Origin of the sequence: Arthrobacter sp. BE255 (genome assembly GCF_031457335.1) — a bacterium.
In the GTDB taxonomy this organism is placed as follows: domain Bacteria; phylum Actinomycetota; class Actinomycetes; order Actinomycetales; family Micrococcaceae; genus Arthrobacter.
The window spans coordinates 148795-169693 of record NZ_JAVDWK010000006.1 but is presented as its reverse complement, the minus strand read 5'-3'; the positions used below and the strand labels follow the sequence as shown (position 1 = coordinate 169693).

Annotated in this window: 16 protein-coding genes and 1 pseudogene; 2 read left to right on the top strand and 15 right to left on the bottom strand. The window is 63.1% G+C overall.

All coding sequences use genetic code 11. From position 1 onward, the window contains the following. Positions 1-152: 152 nt before the first annotated feature. The 5 genes from J2X42_RS12700 to J2X42_RS12680 form a co-directional block, all read right to left on the bottom strand. Positions 153-1193 (bottom strand): LacI family DNA-binding transcriptional regulator, encoded by a 1041-nt coding sequence (locus J2X42_RS12700; protein ID WP_310165633.1) that lies wholly within the window; start codon positions 1191-1193, stop codon positions 153-155. A 193-nt stretch (positions 1194-1386) separates the two neighbouring features. Next, positions 1387-2202, bottom strand: a complete 816-nt coding sequence (locus J2X42_RS12695) for an SDR family oxidoreductase (protein WP_310165631.1) — start codon at positions 2200-2202, stop codon at positions 1387-1389. Further along, a complete protein-coding gene (locus J2X42_RS12690; RefSeq protein WP_310165628.1) occupies positions 2199-3431 on the bottom strand; it encodes a family 1 glycosylhydrolase in 1233 nt (410 codons plus the stop codon). The genes J2X42_RS12695 and J2X42_RS12690 overlap by 4 nt, the downstream gene beginning before the upstream one ends. A gap of 72 nt (positions 3432-3503) precedes the next feature. After that, positions 3504-6158 carry a family 78 glycoside hydrolase catalytic domain gene (locus J2X42_RS12685; protein ID WP_310165626.1) on the bottom strand — a complete coding sequence of 885 codons (2655 nt, stop codon included), beginning with the start codon at positions 6156-6158 and terminating at the stop codon, positions 3504-3506. Positions 6159-6192: 34 nt separating this feature from the next. After that, positions 6193-7611, bottom strand: coding sequence for an MFS transporter (locus J2X42_RS12680; protein ID WP_310165625.1), 1419 nt, complete (start codon positions 7609-7611; stop codon positions 6193-6195). A 123-nt stretch (positions 7612-7734) separates the two neighbouring features. Between J2X42_RS12680 and J2X42_RS12675 the strand changes: the two genes are divergently transcribed. Further along, complete coding sequence (locus J2X42_RS12675) at positions 7735-8361, top strand: helix-turn-helix domain-containing protein (RefSeq protein WP_310165623.1); 627 nt, start codon at positions 7735-7737, stop codon at positions 8359-8361. Positions 8362-8492: 131 nt separating this feature from the next. On the opposite strand, the gene J2X42_RS12670 is transcribed toward J2X42_RS12675, so the two are convergent. Together J2X42_RS12670 and J2X42_RS12665 are read right to left on the bottom strand one after the other, a co-directional pair. Next, positions 8493-9344: an SMP-30/gluconolactonase/LRE family protein gene (locus J2X42_RS12670; protein WP_310165621.1), complete on the bottom strand. Its 852-nt coding sequence runs from the start codon at positions 9342-9344 to the stop codon at positions 8493-8495. A 179-nt stretch (positions 9345-9523) separates the two neighbouring features. After that, on the bottom strand, positions 9524-11344 hold the full coding sequence (locus J2X42_RS12665) for an NAD(P)/FAD-dependent oxidoreductase (RefSeq protein ID WP_310165619.1): 1821 nt from the start codon (positions 11342-11344) through the stop codon (positions 9524-9526). Between the two features lie 202 nt (positions 11345-11546). Here J2X42_RS12665 and J2X42_RS12660 point away from each other — a divergent pair, with 202 nt between their 5' ends. Continuing rightward, positions 11547-12005: a MarR family transcriptional regulator gene (locus tag J2X42_RS12660; RefSeq protein ID WP_310165618.1), complete on the top strand. Its 459-nt coding sequence runs from the start codon at positions 11547-11549 to the stop codon at positions 12003-12005. 335 nt (positions 12006-12340) lie between these two features. Here the strand turns inward: J2X42_RS12660 and J2X42_RS12655 are convergent, their stop codons facing one another. The 8 genes and pseudogenes from J2X42_RS12655 to J2X42_RS12625 all read right to left on the bottom strand — a co-directional run bounded on the left by J2X42_RS12655 (position 12341) and on the right by J2X42_RS12625 (position 20892). After that, positions 12341-12925: a DUF4038 domain-containing protein gene (locus J2X42_RS12655; protein WP_310165617.1), complete on the bottom strand. Its 585-nt coding sequence runs from the start codon at positions 12923-12925 to the stop codon at positions 12341-12343. Between the two features lie 39 nt (positions 12926-12964). After that, complete coding sequence (locus tag J2X42_RS12650) at positions 12965-14215, bottom strand: DUF5597 domain-containing protein (RefSeq protein ID WP_310165616.1); 1251 nt, start codon at positions 14213-14215, stop codon at positions 12965-12967. Between the two features lie 133 nt (positions 14216-14348). After that, a pseudogene (locus tag J2X42_RS23410) lies at positions 14349-14768 on the bottom strand (family 43 glycosylhydrolase); the annotation flags it as partial. A gap of 109 nt (positions 14769-14877) precedes the next feature. Beyond that, complete coding sequence (locus tag J2X42_RS12645) at positions 14878-15279, bottom strand: hypothetical protein (protein ID WP_310165615.1); 402 nt, start codon at positions 15277-15279, stop codon at positions 14878-14880. A gap of 140 nt (positions 15280-15419) precedes the next feature. Then, entirely contained in the window at positions 15420-16457 is a 1038-nt protein-coding gene (locus J2X42_RS12640) for an SDR family oxidoreductase (protein ID WP_310165614.1), read from the bottom strand. After that, complete coding sequence (gene uidA / locus J2X42_RS12635; protein WP_310165613.1) at positions 16454-18310, bottom strand: beta-glucuronidase; 1857 nt, start codon at positions 18308-18310, stop codon at positions 16454-16456. The genes J2X42_RS12640 and uidA overlap by 4 nt, the downstream gene beginning before the upstream one ends. A gap of 112 nt (positions 18311-18422) precedes the next feature. Beyond that, positions 18423-19598 (bottom strand): MFS transporter, encoded by a 1176-nt coding sequence (locus J2X42_RS12630; protein WP_396134072.1) that lies wholly within the window; start codon positions 19596-19598, stop codon positions 18423-18425. 232 nt (positions 19599-19830) lie between these two features. After that, positions 19831-20892 carry a Gfo/Idh/MocA family oxidoreductase gene (locus tag J2X42_RS12625; RefSeq protein WP_310165611.1) on the bottom strand — a complete coding sequence of 354 codons (1062 nt, stop codon included), beginning with the start codon at positions 20890-20892 and terminating at the stop codon, positions 19831-19833. Positions 20893-20899 lie beyond the last annotated feature (7 nt).

Here is a 20899-nt window from a genome sequence, read left to right as displayed (position 1 = left end):
TCATACTGCACTTATAGTGCAGCGCAAACTACCCTTGCGAAATCCTGGTGCCCTGCGGGCCGGCGGTTGACCATGAAGTCCCTCATTATCAGAGGCAGCAGTCCGCGGGCGGAAGAATCTCGGCTGTGGGAGGTGAGGAATCGGGCCGTCGGTCAGCCCACGAGAAGTCGTCCACTGGAGCCTCGGAGTATTAGCTCGGTTTCCGCGCGAAGGGCCTCACCTGGGTCATGGACGCCAGTGAGTAGATCGAGCATCCGTGCAGCGGCCAGTGCTCCGCATTCCCTGAGGGGTGAACGGATAGTGGTCAGGGGCGGTGTGGTGAAGTCTGCGCCAAAAATGTCATCGAAGCCGACAATGCTGAGGCGGTCTGGCACCGATATTCCTGCGGCCTGAAGTTCCTGCATGAGTCCGATTGCCAAGAGGTCGTTGTAGGCCATGACCGCGGTCGCGCCGCTGGCTCTGATATCACGCGCCAAGAGGCGGCCACCCTCGACCGTGGGTTCGGTGGATTCGAAGCGCAGCGATTCGATCCCGGACCACTCGCAAGCGGCCTTCACCCCTTCCCACCGTCGGGCAGACATCCATGACTGCGGGGGCCCGGCGATGAAGGCAACTTTCTTGTGTCCGTTGGCGGCCAAGCTTCGGAGGGCCTGGCTAATGCCCTTTCCCACATCGGGGGTGACGCACGAGACCCCTTCCACCTCGCTGTTAATGACAACCACGGGCTTCTCCCGTGCGAGGGTCCTGATGTCGTCATCCCCCATGCGGGGGCTTGCCAGAATGAGGCCGTCCACAGTGGGCATCATCCGGCGTGCCGCAGTCAGTTCGGTGGCAGCGGACTCGGAGGACTCGGCCAGTATCAGGGTGTAGTGACGTGAGACAGCTGTGCTCTCCGCCCCGCGGATGACGTTGAAAAATGTCGGGTTGGTGATGTCGGCGACGATCAGACCGAGGGTACTGGTCCGGCCCGTGTGCAACGCCCGGGCCATTGGATTTACCTGGTAGTTCAGCTCGACGGCGGCGGCCTCGACGAGCTTACGCGTTTGGGTGCTGACCCTTCCCGGCTTGTTCAGCGCCCGGGACACCGTGGACGGGTTCACTCCGGCCAACCTGGCTATGTCGTAAATAGTGGCGGTGGCCCTACCCCCTTGGTTGTGTTGCAAGGCTGCTCCGTTATGGTCGTCCGTCGTCATAGTTCTGGCACCGATCCTTCCCGGGGCAGCAGGCTACATTGCCCGGCGCGCCTTCATTGCCTGCCGCAGACAGGCATCGACTGTCGGTGTGGGTATCACCTGATGAACGGGCTACTTTCCCCGGAGGCTACCCGGGAACAAGCCGGCGCGGTGCCGGCAACACGTTGTGTGCCGGCACCGGGCTTGGTGGGGTTCAAATAGTTTGTCCCGCGTCCGCGAGGAGCGTGCTTCCGGTCATGATGGTGGACAGGTCGCTGGCACAGAACAGGACAACCCGTGCGATGTCGTCCGGGGTTCCCATGCGGCCGATGAGACTGTTTGTCATGACCGCCATCGCCCCGCTTGATTCTGTGCGGGGGTGTGCTGCAGCCGCGGCCATGTTGCCTTCGGTGGGTACGAAGGTCGGGGCGACGCCGAGCACACGGATTCCGAGAGGAGCGAATTCGAGCGCCATCTGCTTCGTCATGCCTCGGACGGCGTGTTTGGATCCGACGTAGGCAGACAGTCCTGGTGCGGTTCCTGCGAATCCGGCGGTAGAGACGATGTTGATGATGACTCCCCCGTTGTTGCCGCTCATGAGGCGTGCAGCTTCGCGGGAGCCGTTGAAGACGCCCCGCGTGTTAACGGCGAACACTTCCTCCCAGGTTGTATCGGGTGTTTGGAGAACCTGCATGCTCGGGAAGATCCCGGCATTGTTCACCCAAATGTCGATTCCTCCGAACTCTTCGGCCCCGGTTTCGGCGGCGGCCCGGACTGATTCGGAGTCGGTGACGTCCATGGCGACACCACGTGCCCGAACCGCGAAGCGTTCAGTGATTTCGACCGCTGCGGCGTGGGCCTTCTCTGCGTTGACGTCGCCGATGAGGACGTTGGCACCGGCTTCTGCCAGCCGGAAGGCTATGGCTTTGCCGAGCCCCTGCCCGCCACCGGTGACTACCGCCTGCCGACCATTCAGAGACAGGAGGTCAGCCACGGGTGTCGCGGAGACGTCGGCGAAAGCCGTGGTCATGAACGGACCTCGACGTCGAGTTCGTTGTGCTGGGCGACGCCGCCGAGCCATGCCAGACTTGGCTTGGGCGTCCGGGCGAAGGTGTCCCTGTCGACGGCGATTAGGCCGAAGGTGGGTTCCCAGTGTCCCCACTCGAAGTTGTCCAGGAGTGACCAGTGGAGGTAGCCGCGCACGTCGATGCCCTCCGTCATGGCGTTCTTCAGGCCGTGCAGTGCTTCCCTTGTGTAGTTGATCCGCTGTTCATCATCGGCCGTTGCGATGCCGTTCTCGGTGATGAGGACGGGCACCCCTCCGGTGACGTCCCAGGCGTGGCGGACGGCCATACTGAGCGCGTCCGGGCGGTATGCAGTGCCCACCAGGGTGTTGTCGGGGTGGGCAGGGTGCGGGACGAGGCCGTTCGCGTCCACTTCCTGGCTGGAGTAGGCCTGCACGCCAACGAAGTCGTCGCCGCGGCTTCCTTCGAGGTAGACGTCTTCTTTGCCGTACCGGATTTCGAGCAGTTTCTCTTCGCCGCCGGGCGCGGCTGAGAGGGCTCCGGCAGCGATGGTCCATCCGACCTTGGCGCTGGTGTTGGCCCTGATGATGGCGCGGGCGGCGTGGTGGATGGTGGTGAAGGTGCGCCCGATTTCGGGATCTGCGTAGGTGAGGAATTCGCTGTGTGTCTTCTTTTGCTCCTCTTCCCCTTCTACGGTGGGGCTCTGCCACTGGGCGTCCGGGCTCTGCTGCATCCGGCGCATGGCCGTCATGATGGCGGCCTGCATGTTTGGTTCGTTCATCGTGACCACCCACTCGACCCCGTCGAGGATGGCTGTGGTGGCTTTGACGTAGCGCTGGAACTTCTCGGACGCATCAGGAGCCAGCCAGCCGCCGTCGTTCGCGAACCACTGCGGGGTTGTGAAGTGCTGCAGGGTGACGACGGGCGTCACGTTCCGTTCGAAGCAGTACTCGATCATGCGGCGGTAGTGGGCGAGCTCTGCCTTGGAGAAGTGCCCGGAGACAGGTTCGATCCGGGACCACTCGAGGCTGAACCGGTAGGAAGTCAGGCCCGCGTCCGCGAGCAGGGCAATGTCTTCGCGGTAGCGGTGGTAGCTGTCGCAGGCATCGCCGGAGAGTTCCATTCCGGGTGTGGTCTGCTCGCGTACCCACCAGTCACTGTTGACGTTGTTGCCTTCGATTTGGTGGCCGGCGGTTGCGGCGCCCCACAGGAAGCCGTTAGGAAAAGTCGTCATGTCATCCTCTTATGGTGATTGTTGTGGTGCCCTGACCGGACACGCCTGTCAAAATGGTTTGTTGCGGCGTCATCAGACTCTTGCGGTTTCAAGGGAAACAGGCCGCACGCCACGGAACCTGCCCGGTCCGGCCCTGTGCTCGGAACCGTCAGGGAAGACGATCCGTGCGGCAGTGTCGGCGGGGATGTCGGCGTCGATACGCAGCTCGTCGCCATCGAGCTGCCAATGGACAGCGATGGTTCCGTTTGGTGTTTCGTGGGATCCACGCGCCCAGGTCAGTCCGGGGCCAAGCGTCGGGGCGATCACGATCGAACTCCAGGCCACCGATTCAGGAGCCTGCCGCAAACCCAGCGTGTGCTCGTGAAGGAACCGGAGTACGGTCCCCTTGCTGTAATGGTTGAGCGAATCGTGAGCGTTACCTTCGTCGTCGATCCCCTCCCACGATTCCCAGATCGTTGTTGCGCCCTTATCGACCATGTACAGCCACGACGGCGCGGTGCGTTGCAGGAGCAGCTCGTAGGCCACATCAGCCCGGCCGGCATCAACGAGAACGGGCAGGAGGTCTCCCGTTGAAAGGAATCCTGTTCCCAGATGGGTATCCGCGGAGCGGATGAGCTCGACAAGGCGATCGGCCGCACGCTCCCGGACCTGCACAGGCACCAGCCCGAAGGCCAGTGCGCGGACGTAACTGGCCTGGGTGTCAGCAACGGTCGTTCCATCCGGGCCCAGGTAAGCCAAGCGCCACGCGTCCCGGACAGAGTCAGCGATCTCCGCGTACTTTGCAGCGACATCGGTTCGACCAAGGGCCGCTGCGATGCTGGAGAGTGTTGCTGTGGACCGGTAAAGGTATGCTGTTCCGACTTCGCCCTTGTCCTCCATGAACCAGGCCATCGGATTGTCTTGGACCGGGTCGATCAGGTTCCCGTCAGCGTCACTCTTCTTCGGCTCTGTCCATTCCCCCCAGTGGAAAGTTCCATCCCACAGGTGCTCCTCGAAGGGCTCCGGCTCGGGAGTTGCCTTAGCCCGCCCGTGATGGCGGGTGGTGCGTGCCTTCTCGAGGGCCCACTGGACCCAGCGAACCATTGCGTCCCAGTTCTCTTCGAGAACTACACGGTCACCGTAGGCCTTGTACAGTTCCCAGGGCACGGCCACGATGGCGTCCCCCCACCCGGCGGACCCTGTCATCATGGCGAACTGGTCATCGAGGTTGTTCTTGATCCGGCGTCCGTCCGGGGAGAAGTTGGCGACGCGTCCGTCCTCGAGTTGGTCGTTCCGCACGGAGCGCAGCCATTTCCGGCTGAAGCCGAGAACGTCCCGGAGCCTGGTGGCTGTGGAGATGAACACCTGGTAGTCCCCCGTCCAGGCCAGGCGTTCGCGCGTGGGGCAGTCTGTCGGTACATCCACGGCGTTTCCGAGGAAGCTCCACTCGCCGATCCGGTGGAGGTGGTTGAGGTCCTCGTTGCTGCAGGAGAAGTCACCCGTACGCTCCAGGTTGCTGTGGACGACCTGCATTGTCAGGGTTGACGGATCCAGGTTGGTTCTGTCACGGCTGATGCGGGCGTACTGGAAACCATGCACCGTGTGGCGCGGTTCGAAGAAAGCGCTGGTGGCTCCGGCTGTGACTTCATCGCGCTGGGAGAAGATTCTCGCCGGCTCGCCGGGCCGGTGGGAGTCGAGGTGGGAGGTGGAGAGGTCACCGCTCGGGTCAACGTGTTCGCCGTACTCGATCACGGTCCGCGTGCCCTCGGGTCCAAGGTCTTCGAGCCGGATCCATCCGGATGCGTTCTGGCCGAAGTCGGCAACCCACACCCCCGGCCTGACCTCGCAGATGCGCGTTGGCGGACGGGAGTCGATGACGCGCACCGGCGGAGCCGGCGACCAATCGATGGCCGGTCCCTCGACGACGCCGGCGAGGGCTTTCGCCGGTGGCGCGGCAGGCTGCCTGAAATCGACGGTTTGCCCGTCCATGAGGTCTGCGCGGACCGTCGTGGACGGTGCGCATGTCCACGTGTCGTCTGTGAGGACGACGTGATGGGAGCCGTCTTTGAGTTCGATGTGCAGTTCGGCGCGTGCGGCGAGGGTGGTGCCCCAGCCGGCAGGAAGTCGGAACGCGCCGACCTGGCCTCGGTACCAGCCGTCGGAGAGTTCAATTTCCACCCGGTTTTGCCCGGGCTTGAGGGCGGCGGTTACATCGGACGCCTGCGCGTACAGCGTGTGGTCGTACGAGGTCGATCCGGGGGAAAGTTCGGCGGTTCCTGCCCGCTGTCCGTTGACCGCAGCGGTGTAGATACCGAGGGCCGTCGCGTAAAGGCGGGCTGACACTACCTCGCTGGGCAGCTCGAAGCCGGCGGCCAGGATATGCGCGGGACGTTGGCCGTAGCCAGGGGCCCCAGTCTCCACCGGGGAGATCCATGAGGCGGTCCAGTCTGGGTCGAGGAGTCCGGCTTCGAAGGCAGACCACTCCGACCAGTCGGCGCTCATCACAGCGGGCCGTACACGCCACTGCACCCTTTGCCGGCTGCGCAGCGCCGCCCACGGCCACGCCATATGCAGGTGGCCTGTGGTCGTTGCCGACTGCTGTGGCGCGCCGTCGACAATCGCTTGGAGCTCAAACTCCCGGGTAGAGCCGTCTGAAGCGGGTTTCCAGGACAGCCTGGGGGCAGGCCCTGTTACCGGGAACTGATCGCCGCCGCTGTCAACGGTCAGATCGTAGGGCACTTCGCCCATTAGTGGTCCTTCTTCCTTTGGTGCGGCGGTGCTTCTAGCGGATTGATTTGACCTTGGAGGCGATGACTAAGCCGCCCGCGAGGGCCAGGACAGCGCCGGAAAGGTACAGGAGCGTGTAGTTCTTCTCCGCTCCCACGGCACCCAATGTGATGACAAGGGATGCGATGAGGGGGGCGACGGCGCTGGGAATCTTCTGTGCGAAGGCTACGACGGCCATGTAGCGCCCGGTTTCCGTGCGGTTTGGCAGGATGGCGAAGATAATGGCCTGATCCACGGTCGCGAACACCGCGATCGCCGTCTGCATGAGCACTGCACCCAGGATCAGCTGGGGCAAAGACCAGGCAAAGGCTTCGGCTACCGCACCTGCGACGAAGAGAACCGCAGCGATGACCACGAACAGGCGCCGGCGCTTGAGTTTGTCGGACAGGAACCCGCCCAGCAGCGCTCCCCCGGCGGCCGCGACGACGCCCAGCATGCCGATGGTTGCGACGACACCGGCGACTTCGCGGACAGGGAGTTCGAGGCGCTGGGCGTAGAAAAAGGTGCCGAAGGTGGTGTTGAAGTACAGGCCCATGAAGAACACGAACCGGCCCAGCCAGTTCCAGGCAAAATCGGGGTACTTGCGCACGTTGAAGCCGTAACTGGCGACCAGCGACTTCGCGGTGACGCCCGAATGGATGGCGAGATTCTTGGAGCTGCCCTCGGGCTTGATGAGCGGGAACAGTGCCAGGAGCACGGCGCCGATCACACCGGGCACAACGAAGACGAGCAGAGTGCTCGAGGACACCGCGTAGGCGATCCCGATGCCAAGAACCGGCGCGATCTGTGTCATCAGCCCGGTGAGTGCGGACACCCGTCCTCGCTGTTGCTCAGGCAGCTTATCGGCCATCAGGTTCTGGATCGCCGCACCGGAAATTGACCATCCCGTCATGCCCAAGACCCAGCCTGCGCCCACGATCAGCAGGTTCGGGGCCGAGCCCATCACGATCAGGCCGGACAGACCAATCGCCGTGCCCAAGAAGATGAACGGGGTGCGACGCCCAAATCTGGAGCGCATGCGGTCACTCCAGATGCCGACCATTGGACTGAGGACAAGATAGATCAGCTGCGCGGTGCCGGTAATGTATCCGAGGATCTCCTCCCGGCCAGGAGCCAGTTCAGTAATCCGCACCGCGATGCCGTAGGAGAGCGGGACCATCATCGCCATCGATGCCCCGAAGCTGGCCAGCATCAGCCAAAAAATATAGCCCCGGCTCACCGGCAACTGGGGCTCCTCGGCCGCGGTCCCAAGAGTGTTGTCGGCCTGGCCAGTGGGGGGCTGGTTACCTGGCACCGGCAGGTCAGCCGCAATGCCCTCGACAAGGCCAGTGGCCTCTCGCTCGTTTGTAGTCACCTGTGACTCCTTTATCGGGTGGCTCTTCGCCCACGCGTCGGGGACGGAATTGGGCGGCATTGACGTCCAACCCAGTAAATAGTAACCATCGTGGTTACATTCCAGAATAGTAGCCATCGTGGATACAATTGGCAAGACCTCTTTTCGAAGCCGCTGTCGGTAAAAACACAAAGGACCAGTTCCGTGACAACCACTTCCGAAGCCACCGATGGACAAAAGGCCGGTTCACGGCGCCGCGGCCCTTACGCTTCAACTCCGGCGCGGCGGGCGGAGATCGTGCGTGCCGCTTCAGCAAGCTTTGCCGAGCATGGCTATGAGCGAGCCTCCCTTCGGGACATTGCAGCCCGGGCGAACGTGACCCACGCGGCACTGCTCCGGCATTTCGCCACGAAGGATGATCTCCTTCTGGCCGCCCTCGCGCAACGAGATACCGACGATTTGGACCTCGCCCGCAGCATCATGGAATCGAAGGTGCCCAGGGAACGCGTTCTGAGCAGCATGCTTCACGAGGAGTTTGCGCATCCCGAACAGCTGCGAAACTGGCTGGCCATCACGATAGCGGCAACAAATCCCAACCACCCGGCACACGATTTCTTCACCGCCCGGCGCGAGAAGATGCGCCAGTATTTCACCAGCAAGCGCCTTGCCACTACGCAGGACAGCGAGGAACTCAGCGCCAGTGACAAGGTGACCATGGTGTTGGCCATGATCGATGGCCTCCGGATACAGTTCCTTCTTGATCCGGACCGGCCGACGCTTCACCTCATGGAGAGGCTCATGCAGTTCATCGCCTCCCCCGGGGACGAATAGCCTCAGCAGCCCACCGGGTGACACGGCCCCCGGCTCTCTCGACCGGCATCCGCCGCAGCGTGGTCCATGCCGCTTTCGCAGGCCTTCGAGGCCGGCGTCAGCGGCATTGGACGCCGTGGAAGCAGTTCCGGTTAGCCACCGTTGGATTGCCGTATGCCCTCGCCGAGGGCGTTGAAGGTGAAGAGCCATCCGCCGGCCTCGCCGCTCACGGTCGCATAAGCATCTGTCGTGCCTGGTTTTATGGCGATGTTGGTCGCGGAGGACAGTCCGCCGTCCGTGCCGGGGATGGTGATTGTGGAGACCAGTTCGCCGTGGGCGTCGTAGACGAGGACCGCCGGGCGGTTGTGCAGACCAACGTAGAGGTTCCCGTCGGCATCAACTGCGGCGGAGTCGACCTGGCTGACGCCGGCGTCCACGTGGATTCCGGGGTGGGCCGTCAGGACCCCTTGGCCGCTTTCGTCAAGACGGAGGTAGTCAATGCGGTTGGCTGTATTCAGGGTGACCCACAGCCCGTCGTAGCCTGAGGTGAAGGCTATCCCGTTGGGTGCAGGCAGGTCCTGCGCCAGCACTGTGGCCTCGGCGGTCACACCGTTGATGTGTATCAGGCGCCCCTGCGGCTTCCAGTAGGGGTCCTGGGAGCCACGTGCGTCGGTAATCAGCAGGTTTCCTTCCTTATCAAAGGCGATGTCATCCGGGTTCATTGGTGTCCCTTGCACCGGGCCCGAGAACAGCAGCTTCGGATCATCACCGTCGGATGTGATGCTCTGGATTGTTCCGCCCATGAAGTCTGTCATGTACAGGCGCCCGTCCCTCGGGCTGAACTGAGCTGACGTGAAGGCGCTGGTGTCATCCGTGTAGACGGTGGTGGTCTCACCCGTTTCGGGGTTAATCCGCAGGACCTTCGGGGCTCCCGGAGGCGCTGTGACATCGACGAGATACAGGTTTCCGTTGGGACCGAAGGTTGGGCCTTCCAGCAATGTCATTGCGGTGGCCTCATGGACTGATGTGACCTGGAGCAATTCTTTTGCCGTTTGTTCTGTGGGCTTCTTGATTCCTGGGGCGGGTTCATGGGGCTCCGTGGTGCCGCATCCAGCCAGTGCAAGCGCCAGCATTAGGGACGATACGGCAGCCAGCGGAGCGATCTTCAAGGTCAGTGCCGGGCTCATTGTGGCGCCCCAGTCTGGACCGGCGCGAGGACATCGCGCATGTCGCCTTGGCGCCAGTCCCTCAGCAGGCGGTGGAAGACTACCGGGCCGGGACTGAACGACGTGCCGCCTATCGTGCGGGTCCCCTCGCCGTTGTAATAGCCGGGTGTGCATTCGGCCTGGAACGCTGCAGTGTCGGACGCGGTCGCCAGCACAGTCCGGACCCACTCCGCCTCTGATGCTTCCGTTGGTTCAATCACGCGTGCTCCCGTTGCCCGGGCGCGGGAGATGACGGCTGCGATGTGTTCGGCCTGCTCCTGGAGGATGTGTACGAAGTTCACTGAGTTCGCATTTTGGAGAGGGCCCAGGTGGAAGAGGTTGGGGAAGCCATGGGTAAAGAACCCGTGCAGAGTGCGGGGCCCGTCGGCCCAGGCTTCGAGTAAGGGGCGCCCGCCCCGCCCGACAACCGGGAGGGTGCCCGAGACGACGCCGGAGACACCGACGTCGAATCCTGTGGCGAAAATAACGCAGTCAACTTCATATTCCGTCTCACCCACGACGACGGCCGTCTCGGTCATTGCCGTGATGCCGCCGAAGTCGGCGGTGTCTACCAGAGTGACGTTTGGCCGGTTGAAGGTCTGCAGGTAGGAATCGCTGAAGCACGGCCGCTTGCACATGTAGCGGTACCACGGCTTCAGCAGCTCCGCTGTCTCTGCTGCCGACACGACGTCATCTATGCGTGCTCGGATCCGGTTCATCGTCTCGAAGTCCGCGAGTTCGTCCTGCAGCTCCCGCTCCTCCGGGCTCAGGCTGGTGTCCACCGCACCGGTCAACATCTTTCGTTGCAGCGCAACGGTCGCAGTCCAGCCGTCGGTCACAAGGCTTTCCTCCACGGGTTCACCAGCAAGGACGGCGAGGAAGTTCTCCATCCGCTCCCGTTGCCATCCCTGCTGCAGTGACGCCGCCCAGTCCCGATCCGTCAGGCGGTTGTCCCGTACATCAACAGTGGATGGCGTGCGCTGGAAGACAAACAGCTGGTCAGCGTCCCGTCCCACGTGCGGGATGATCTGGATGCCCGTTGCGCCGGTTCCCACGACGGCGACGCGCTTACCGGCAAGGCCGGTCAGTCCGCCGTCGGCGGTGCCGCCCGTGTAGCCGTAATCCCAGCGGCTGGTGTGGAACGTATGCCCCCGGAACGTCTCTATCCCTGGAATTCCAGGCAACTTAGGTTGTGTCAACGTACCCGATGATGTGATGACGAAGCGGGCCCTGAACACATCGCCGCGGTCCGTCCGGACAACCCACTCCTCAGCTTCCTCGTTCCACGTCAGCCCGGTTACCCGGGTGTGGAAGAGAGCATCCCGGTACAGGTCAAAGCGCTTGGCCACCGCCACCGCATGCTGCCGGATCTCCTCTCCCGGCGCATACCGCCAGTTCGGGACGTACTCGACTTCCTCCAGCAGCGGCATATAGACATATGACTCGATATCACAGTGAATTCCCGGGTACCGGTTCCAGTACCAGGTCCCTCCGACATCGCCTGCCTCGTCCATCAGACGTATCGATTCGACGCCCTCCTGCCGCAGCCGTGTCGCGGCGAGCAGGCCACCGAAGCCAGCGCCAATGACAAGCACCTCAACACGATCCGTCAGTGGTTCACGCTTGGCGCGCTCGGTATAGGGGTCCTTTGCGTAGTACCCAAACTGCCCGGCGGCGCTCCGGTACTGGCCCAGGCCATCGGAACGGATCCTACGGTCCCGCTCTGCACGGTATTTCGCCCGCAGATCTTCAGTATCAAACATTTTCCCTGGTATGGCGCTGCTCTGAGCGGTGTTCATCTTGTCGTCCTTTTTCGCTGGTGTGCCACGTTGCCTGCACGCGGGAGCGATGTGCGGACCCGCTTTACGGAACCCGAACCGGGTACCCGGGCAGGGTTCCGCGTGTGCATCAACACGTCTTCGGATCGATTACCAGAAAAAGCTTAGCCTGAAGCTAAGTAAATTGGGAGCGGCCCGTTGCGGGGAGGGTAACGTGGGCATCATGCCGGACACCAAGGACGACCGCGAGTCGGTACAGCAGAACATTGATGCGCTGGCCATCGCCATCACGATCCGCTCTATCCCCCGAATCCTGCAGCCTTTGCTCACCACGGACTTGACGATCCAGCAGCTCAAAGTGCTGTCCGTCATTGTGACCGCCGAAGACGGCGCGACCAGCGGTGGTTTGGTGGACACTTTTGGGGTTTCCATGGCGTCCATGTCCCGGCTTGTCGACCGTCTGGTGGCAGCAGGACTCACCACCCGCTCTTTGGACCCCAACGATCAACGGGTCCGGCGCATCTATGCCACCAGCCTGGGGCGCTCCGTTGTTCGTGAACTCATGGCTGCGCGCCCTGAACTGGGCGGTGACGTGCTCGCCGGGCTCAGTGTGGCCGAGCTCCGGGCACTGGAGACCGGATTACGTGCGGTGAGCCGCGAACTGCGGGGCCCCCGGGAGTAGGCTTCCTGCGGTTACAGGATCCACGGTGCCGCTGCACAGCGTTACCCCGGGCACTGCTCACAGTGCCTTTACGTGCCTACGGGGTTCTTCTCAACGAGGCGGCCGCACCTGGGACCATCCATCTCCAGCCAAAGGATGTTCCCGTCCTTTGTCAGGTTCAACACCCGGCCCGAGTCCAGGACTTTTCCGTGTTCGTGGATCGCAATATGCCGGCCAACCAGCAGCGTCCAATCGTCTTGGGGCTTCCATCTGGCGGAACCAGCCATCATCGGGTCCGCCAGGATCGGCATACCGTGGCTGGCATGCTGATGGTCAGCGATTGACCGCTGAAGATTTCATTCACAAGGAACCCTTCGTGGGTTTTCACTCCGGGACAGCCGATACAGGTTTCGCACGCCGTCTCCTTCGCGTATCTCCTCAGCCATGCATCGAAGTATGTCCAGGTGCTGCGGCGACTCCACGGGGCGGTCAACGCCAAGTATCCAGACGACGTTACGCTGTGCGTAACCTCGTCCTACGTAGGCTCCAAATGATCTGGCCCCTTTGGACGTCAGCGTCTCGGGGCCCGTGCCCCACCGCAGATTCCACTTGTCACCCCAGGCCGGGAGTAGCCCGAGGAACAAACGAAGCGATTGTGCGATGTCAAAGACCGCATCGACATGCGCGAAATATTCCTCGTTGGGCCGCGCCGGGTCTTCATCCACAAGCGGAAGCCGACCCCCGGCGTCCGGGGCGCGAAGCCCGTCCAGTTCAGCCAGGAGGACAGTCTGGATGACAGTGAAGCCTTGGGCGGCGCGGTCCCGCAGGTACAGTTCGGCCTCGGGCAGCGTGCAGCGGTGAAGCAATTCCCAGGCCGTGTCTGCCAGGTAGTAGACCGGGGAGCCGTCGCTGTACTGCAGAAAGCGATTGTTGGCGCTCACTTCAAGCGTCCGCTGGGGATTTTGGTCCCCTCCACCTTCTCAATGAGAAACAGTTAAATGCTCAGGGCGTCGAAGTAGTTCAATTTGGACCGTCCGGAGCTTGTCTTTGGGGAACATGTAGTAGCGTTCGTCGCCGTTCAAAACGCGTCCCGGCGTCCACTGCTCGTCACGGTAGGTGCCCTCAGTTAGGGTGTCGAGTTCCACGATGGCATCAGGGCGGGAGAACCTGATCGATGCGCCGCGGGCCACGACGAGGAACCTCTCCGGTGCGGTCTGGATAACAAGACCGTAGCCGATCAGGGATGCGGCAGCAGCCCCGGTTCCCTCGCCGAACATGCCTCGGGTGTCGAGGGGTCCGGAGATCAAAATTTCGTAGCCGCCAAGCGAGACCCGCTCCTCCTGACCGGTCTCGACACGGAACCCATAAATGGCTCCGGTAGCCTGAGCCCGCGTGATGATTCCTTGCATCTCCCGGATCACGGCGTAAGCGTCGAAAAGGTCGTGGCCGTCGGGCACATCTTCGATCCCGAATGGGTGGAAACCGATCCCTCCGAAGCGGCCGATGGTGATGAACAGGAGTCCGGCGTCGGGCCGCGCCTCGGGAACGAAGATCGGGTTGCCAGCGGTCGAGTAACTACTCAGGGTGCCGGCGAAGTCCTCTATGTAGATATCAGGAGAGAGGAAGGCAAGGCAGGGCGCGCCGATCTGCCAGATATCAAGCATTCGTGCAACCGGTCCGCCGGTTGGGTACTGGCCCGGCTCCTGCGCGTTAGGCTGCGGGCCCAGCCAGGCATTGGTGTAGACCGGAAGCGGGTATTCGGCGATCCCTGCATCGGCGACTTGCCCTACGAACCGACTGAATGCCCAGCTCATGAACAGCTCCTCCGCATCGCTCCCCGCGCCGAAGACTTCTGCCCATGTGCCTGCTGTTCGCGAGCCGTGGCGTGCCCACAGCTCCCCCACCCAGGGATGAAGGTCGTCCGCGCGCTCGGCCAGGCCCGCCAGCAGCTCGGAAGGCACGGGCGACGCCCACGCCGTTTCGGCGAGGGGGCTGCGGTCGCGGCTGTCACCGAGCAGTCCCACTTCGTTCTGCACCTGAACCGCGATTACGGTGTGCTGCGGGTCAACTTCGCGCAGATGGCGCATGAAAACGGCGAACGCCCGGGCATCGGCCTTGAGCAGCTCCTCGCCGAATACGCTGAGGACAGGGCCATCGATACTGAAGCGACCGCTGAGCAGCCGTTCGGGATCGCGCTCGGCGCGGGGGAAGCGTTTTTCGTCCCGGCGCACCCAGGTCGGTGCGACCAGCTTCTCCCGCTCCGTCGCCGGTACTTTCTGGACGTAGTCCTCGCCGATTTGCTCCCAACCGTGCGCGTCCGTGTCGGAGGCGATCAGCGGAGGCGATCAGCGGAAGCGGCTCCCCGACCTGCTTGAATGAGTCGTCGACCTGGACACCATAGAGCGGCGTCTTGTTATCGCAACCCCAGTAGAGATATGTGGTGGAATCGGTGTCCTGGAAGAGGTGGGGGTCCCAGAACTGAAATGTTCCCGGCGTCACCTCCGTGAAGTCGTCGGACAGTGGGTCGACGCTTCGGAAAAAGGGGCAGTTCTCTTCTTTGCGGGAAGCGCTGATGTAGAGGGCACCGTCGACTTCCCTGACGTCCGGAGCGTAATCGAGGGCGGGCAGCTTTGTGGTGGCTCGGTACTCCCAGTTCACGAGGCCGGTGGAGTGCCAGAATCCGGCTGACATTGAGGCGAAGAGGTAGTAGCGCTGGCGGTACAGGACGATCGAGGGGTCAGCGGCTTCACGGTGGACCGTCCGGCGCGGTTCCCCTAACCTCATACCACGCACTACGCCGGAGAAGCGGATGTCCTGGTATCGGTAGGCAAGGTCCAGCGGATTGCAGAAGATGCGGGCGGTATCGGTCAATGGTTATTCGTTTCCTGTCGGTTCATGGGTCGGTCGGTCGTACAGGGAGGCAGCCACCTTCGCCCAAAATGGATCGGTCAGCCCGCGAGAAATCGTCCACTGGAGCCTCACAAAGGACCTTCACAAGACGTATAGGACTTTTCTCAATGATGCGCCGGCACGTCGGTCCATCCATTTCCAGCCAGAGGACGTACCCGTCCTTTGTCACGTCCTCCACGCGGCCGCAATCGAGGATCTTTCCCTGTTCGTGAATCTCGATCTTCTGGCCAACAAGCAGGGTCCAGTCATCTTCGGGCTGCCACGTACCCGGTGCAGCCGTCACCTTCACAGTCCGTGCTTTCTGTTTGCCCGGCACCTGATCATCGGGCGCGCCAGGATGGGTCACTCTGATGGTGACCGAGTGAGGGCAGGACGTTTGAATCATGAGGAACTCCTCGTTGTCGCGGCAAGCGGAATCAACCGAGCACGCTCGCCTTTTCCGTCATTGCCGGAAAAGCCGTGGTCCGGCTCCCGGGAAGGGGCAGGCCGGCATGCCGGCCCATCCCCCGCGCCTACCCCTGAGTGCTATTGAACCGACCAGGCGCCGTCTGAGGGCAGGATGGCCCCCGAGACGTTCGTTCCGTCATTGCTGAGCAGGAACGTGATGGACGCGGCCAGCTGGGAAGCCTCTGCCACCGGCGGGATCATCTGCATGAACGGTCCCAGCCTTTGCGCACCCAGTTCCGAACTGAAGTTGGCCTCAATGCCTGTGGCGACGGGGCCGGGGGCGACCGCGTTCACCCGGATCCCTTGCGGCGCGTACATGAATGCGGTGCTGCGGGTCAGGCCGACGACGGCGTGTTTGGAGGCCGTGTAGGCCAAACCCGCGGAATTGCCGCGCAGGGCAGCCTCCGAAGCAACGTTGACGATGGAGCCCCGTCCCGCCGTGATCATGGACGGAAGAACGGCGCGGGTCAGGCGGAACATCCCATCGACGTTGACCGCGAACACCCTGGTCCACACGGCATCGGAGACCTCGTGCAGCGGGGTCATGTCATCCATGATCCCGGCGACGTTTGCCAACGCGTCAATCCGGGATCCGGCTGCTTCAACAATCCGGGCAATGTCGTCGTCGTTGGTGATGTCTGCCGGCACGGCAACGATTTCTGCCTGCGGGTGGGCTGTGACCAGTGCGTCCAGCCGGTCAGCGGCGATGTCCACAGCGATGACCCTGCCGCCTTCGCGAACGATCCGGGATGCGGTGGCCCGGCCGATGCCTGAGGCCGCACCGGTGACAATCACGGTCTGGCCGTCGAATCTTCCCGCCGAGATGCGTTCCGCCCAGGGCCCTGTCTGGGCACCGGCCTGGTCGGCCTCACTGTCGTCGCCGGGGGCCACTCCCCCATTGGCTTCGAGCACCAGGTGATCGAGGAGGGATTGGGGAAACTGGCCGGCACCCAGTTCGACCAGTTGTTGGAGGGCGAAGTGTTCGATCGGTTTCAGGGCTGCTTCATCCTGCCCGGCGTCGGTGAGCATTCCCCGCAGCAGCGGACCTCCCACCGGGTGGTCCAGCCATTCCCGGATGGAGCGCGAGCCGGTCAGGGGTTTGATGGTGTCGGTCATTTCGCTCCCTCAAGGGCCGGTACGGGGCGGCTTTCCGTTTGCTCGTTCAGGAGGATGGCTGCGCCATTCCCGGACGGTTTGATCCCACCGAGGCCCGTCCAACGGGAACGCAAGGCGTGTGCCGCGGCCTTGGGCTTACGGTCGCGGGTGAAGACGCCTTTTCGGTTGCCGTCCACACGGTGGATGCCGTTGGAGGTCTGGAAGTCCGCGAAGTTCCAGACGTGTTCCCCGACGAAGGCCTCGATCCTGTCAAAGACGCGGTGGTTCATGGCGAGGTAGTTCTGCTGGTATTCCTCGCTCCAGGGCATGTCCCAGACGGAGTGCTGGCCGGGCATGGTGTCGGCCCCGTATTCGCTCATCATGATGGGTTTGCCGAAAGCCTCCACCCACCCGCGCAGGTCGGTTTCGAGATAGTGCTCGGCGGTCGCGAGGTCTCCGGTGAAGACGTACCAGCCGTAGTAGCGGTTGATGCTGATGACGTCGAACAGGTCGGCGATTTTGTCGTTCTGGAAGGTGGCGAACATGACCACGGCGTAGGTCAGGGGGCGTGTGGGGTCCAGTTCCCGCGCGAGCTGCACGAGGGGTTCGAAGTATTCGCGTGCGCCGTCCTCGTTGGACGCGGGTTCGTTGGCGATGCTCCACATGACAACGCTGGGGTGGTTCTTGTCGCGGGCGATGAGTTCCCGGATGTGCTGGGCGTGGGCGGCCTGCGTTTCGTCGTTGAAGGTTTCCGGGGAGAACGTCGGTTTCGGCCCGATACCGGTGAGGCCTCCCTGGACGCCAAGATTAAGTCCGACGGCGGCTGTCTCGTCGACGACGACGATGCCGTTGCGGTCCGCGAACTCCAGCACTTCTTCGGCGTAGGGGTAGTGCGAGGTTCTGAAGGAGTTCGCGCCGACCCAGTCCAGCAGCTGGAAGTCGTGCACCAGGTAGGCGTTGTCGTGTCCTTTGCCGCGGACCGCGGTGTCCTCGTGCTTGCCGAAACCGGTGAAGTAGAACGGTGCCCCGTTGATGAGGAACTGGGTTCCGCGCACTTCGACAGTCCTCACACCGAACGGCTGGGTGTAGCTGTCGATCACCTCACCGCCGTCGAGGAGCTCCACGACCAGGTCGTAAAGGTACGCGGCGCCCGGTTGCCACAGAGTGACTGCCTCGATGCTGAGGGTTCCGTTGGTTCCTTCCGCGGACGCGACTGCGTGTCCGGTCGCGTCCAGTGCGCGGACGCGGACTCTCGTTTCGTGACTCGCCGCCACGGCATAGTCGATGACGCCCGTTTGACCGATGATGCCGGTGGTGATCGTGACGTCCTCGATGTGGCGCTCGGGTTTGCTGTAGAGCCACACCGAGCGGGCCAGGCCCGCGTAGTTGTAGAAGTCATGCAGGTAGGTCTGCTGGCGGCGCCCGTCCTTGGTCACGGTGATGCTGCCGGGGGGAATGGTCGCGCTGGTCAGCTCGTTGTTCACGCCGACAGTGAGCCTGAATTCACCACCCGGCGAGACATGTTCGGTGATGTCGGCTTCGAACGGTGTGTAGCCGCCCACATGCTGGGCGACGAGAACGTCGTCGACGTACACCCTGCCCTCGTGCGTGGCTGCGTCCAGGCGGAGAAGCACTCTTTCCCCTGCCCAGCCGCGGGGAACCCGCACGGACCGCTGATACCAGACCCATCCCACGTGGTCACGGATTTTCGGATCAATGAAGAGGTCGTTGTAGCTGGACGGCACAGGGGCCTCGAGCTTTGTTTCCAGGGTTCCTGACCAAGGCTGGCGGATCCCGGCATCCGCGAGGGCGAAGCGCCAGAGGCCGTCGAGATTGACAAGTTCACGGGTGGTGGTGGTGCGGGGCTTAAGCACTGAATTCCTCCTGAGGAATGGTCGAAATGGTTAGCTGATAAGGACGTGGCTGATGCGACAAGCGGCTGCCGGTCGTTCCGGTTTGTCGTGAAGGTTGTTGCATTGGCTGCTTTTAGCGGACGGACCGTACCGCCAGCACGGTGATGAGTCCGCCGGCCAGCGCCAGGACCCCGGAGCTGAGGTAGAGCAGGGTGTAGTTCTTCGCATCGCCGACGGTTGACAGGGACAGCAGCAGGGTGGCGGCGAACGGGGCAAGTGCCCCGGGGATCTTTTGCGAAAAACTGGTGATGGCCATAAAGCGTCCGGCCTGTGTTTCCCGGTGGGGCAGGACGTCCAGGACCAGCGCCTGGCCCACCGCGCTGAAGACCGCGATCCCGAGCGATGACAACAGCGTGCCCGCCAGAAGGGTGGCCAGATCGTCCGCGAAGGCGGTGACGGATGCACCCAGGGCGAACAGGACCGTGGCGGCCATGATGAACGGGCGGCGCCGGGCCCAATGGTCGGACAACCAGCCTGCCCCGAGGGACCCCAAAGTGGCACTGAGAACGCTGGCTGCCGAGATCACGGCCAGGACCGAGGCGACCATGGAAACTTCGATCCCAAGGCGCTGGGCGTAGAAGAACGTGCTGAAGCTGGTGGTCAGTGACAGCCCGAAGAAGAAGACGAACCTGCCCAGCCAGGTCCACGCGAAGTCCCGCTCTTTCCGCGGGTTGAAGCCGAAGCTCCTGACCAACCTCAGAACCGATAGTGGTTCGGGGAACACCGCTCCCCGGGTGTCGGGTTCCTTCACGAAGATGATGAAGGAGGCCACGCACACGGCTCCTACCAGGGAAGGAATCGCGAAAACCCAGGGGGCCTCTTTGCTGGCGAGCCCGATGAGGAGGATTCCTGCCACCGGAGATACCTGCATGGTCAGTACGGTGAGCGCGGAAACTTTTCCCCGCTGGTGGAGGGGCAGCCGGTCCGCCTGGTAGTTGCCGATAGAACCCAAGGCGGTGCCCCACCCGACGGTGCACAGCACCCACCCCACGGTCAGAGTGAACGGATCGGACGCGAACGCCATGATGGGCGTCGCGGCGAGCCCCAGGATCAGCCCTCCGACCGTGAACGGACGACGGCGGCCCCAACGGCTGCGTGTCCGGTCACTCAAGATTCCCGTGAGGGGTGAGGCAAGGAGTGAAAAGACTGCCCCAATGCCGATCGTGTAGCCGAGGAGTTCCTGCCGTCCCGGGGCCAGCGCATCGAGTCGAAGCGCGAGCGTAAATGCCATAGGGACGATCAGCGCCATCGCCCCACCGAATGTCGCAACGACCAGAAGGGCAACAGTGCCCCGCCCGACTGTTCCCGCTCCGGAGACAGGTCGGCGGGCCGGTTCAAGCGGGTCACCGGAGGGAGCTGGCAGCGGTCCTGCAGCCTCGGGCAAGCGGGGAGCCTCGGCTTCCTTGTAGACCCGGCCCGTACTTATAGTCGTCTGCGCCGTGCCGTTTCGGGCCGGAGCGGTCAACCGCACATCTTCGGCGTCAGGCATAATCGCTGACTTCAGTTCGGGCGGCTCCCTGGGAGCCTTCCAGCGGAAACGCTGCAACGGAATCCTTGACGAGCTGGCTGATGGTGTCCAGCGTCCGGAAAACGGCAATCGTTTCTGATGCCGGATGTATCGGATGCTCGGTTACTCCCGAGCGGATGGCCTCCCCGGCAGCCCTAAGCATGGGAACGTAACCGTTGCCTTCACGTTCGTGCTCGATCGGCTCGGGGGCGAACATTTTGGCCCAAGTGCCGGCGTGGACCAGGAGGGTCGTCGAGGTCCAAAACATGCCCGGGAGCGTGATCCAGCCCAAGGTGCCGCTGATTGACGCCGAGGGGTCGACAAATTCAGTCATTGAACTCGCGCAGTGGGCAAACTGGCCCTCTTCGAAGTCAAGGGTGAAGTGCTCGGCGAAGTCAAGGCCGTCTTCTCGGAGGCGTCCGCCCGCGTGGATGCCTGTGGGCTCGCCGAAGATCGCGTGAGCCAGAGTGACGGGGTAGATCCCCTGGTCCAGCAGTGTCCCGCCGCTGCGTGCCACGTCCCACCGGCTGCCGCCATCAGCAATCAGGGGAAAACCGAAGCCCGCCCGCAGGCTTGCTGGTTTCCCAATCAACCCGGAATCCAGGAGCTCGAAAAGGTGCCGGAAGGCAGGGTTGAACTTCATCCACATGGCCTCCATGAGGAACAGGCCCAGGCTTCGGGCCAGGGCGAACAACTCCTCGACCTCGACGGCGTTCAAGGCCATGGGCTTTTCGACCACCACATGCTTGCCGGTGAGCAGCGCCTCACGGGCCATGGCAGCGTGCGTAGCGAAGGGCGTTGCCAGATACAGCACGTCAACGCCGGGATCGCTGATGAGCGACGCGAAGTCATCGGTCCAGCGGGGAAGCCCGAACTCCTCGGCGAAGCGGGCTGCCTTGGCTTCGTCCCTGCTGAAGACAATGTCTACCCGGTTGCCGGGAATGAGCTTTAGGTCAGGAACGATGCTTCGGGAAATGGTTCCGGCCCCGGCGATCGCCCAACGCAGCGGGTCCGGCGGATCGGTTGATTCGTTCACGGTTGTG

What these genes read in the sequence shown, in the direction of transcription:
- J2X42_RS12695 (WP_310165631.1), bottom strand. Translation starts at nt 2,202, where the DNA reads ATGACCACGGCTTTCGCCGACGTCTCCGCGACACCCGTGGCTGACCTC.
- J2X42_RS12680 (WP_310165625.1), bottom strand. Translation starts at nt 7,611, where the DNA reads ATGCCGCCCAATTCCGTCCCCGACGCGTGGGCGAAGAGCCACCCGATA.
- J2X42_RS12685 (WP_310165626.1), bottom strand. Translation starts at nt 6,158, where the DNA reads ATGGGCGAAGTGCCCTACGATCTGACCGTTGACAGCGGCGGCGATCAG.
- J2X42_RS12645 (WP_310165615.1), bottom strand. Translation starts at nt 15,279, where the DNA reads ATGATTCAAACGTCCTGCCCTCACTCGGTCACCATCAGAGTGACCCAT.
- J2X42_RS12640 (WP_310165614.1), bottom strand. Translation starts at nt 16,457, where the DNA reads ATGACCGACACCATCAAACCCCTGACCGGCTCGCGCTCCATCCGGGAA.
- J2X42_RS12630 (WP_396134072.1), bottom strand. Translation starts at nt 19,598, where the DNA reads ATGGCGCTGATCGTCCCTATGGCATTTACGCTCGCGCTTCGACTCGAT.
- J2X42_RS12690 (WP_310165628.1), bottom strand. Translation starts at nt 3,431, where the DNA reads ATGACGACTTTTCCTAACGGCTTCCTGTGGGGCGCCGCAACCGCCGGC.
- J2X42_RS12660 (WP_310165618.1), top strand. Translation starts at nt 11,547, where the DNA reads ATGCCGGACACCAAGGACGACCGCGAGTCGGTACAGCAGAACATTGAT.
- J2X42_RS12700 (WP_310165633.1), bottom strand. Translation starts at nt 1,193, where the DNA reads ATGACGACGGACGACCATAACGGAGCAGCCTTGCAACACAACCAAGGG.
- J2X42_RS12670 (WP_310165621.1), bottom strand. Translation starts at nt 9,344, where the DNA reads ATGACATTGCTGGAAGGCCCAACCTTCGGTCCCAACGGAAACCTGTAT.
- J2X42_RS12665 (WP_310165619.1), bottom strand. Translation starts at nt 11,344, where the DNA reads ATGAACACCGCTCAGAGCAGCGCCATACCAGGGAAAATGTTTGATACT.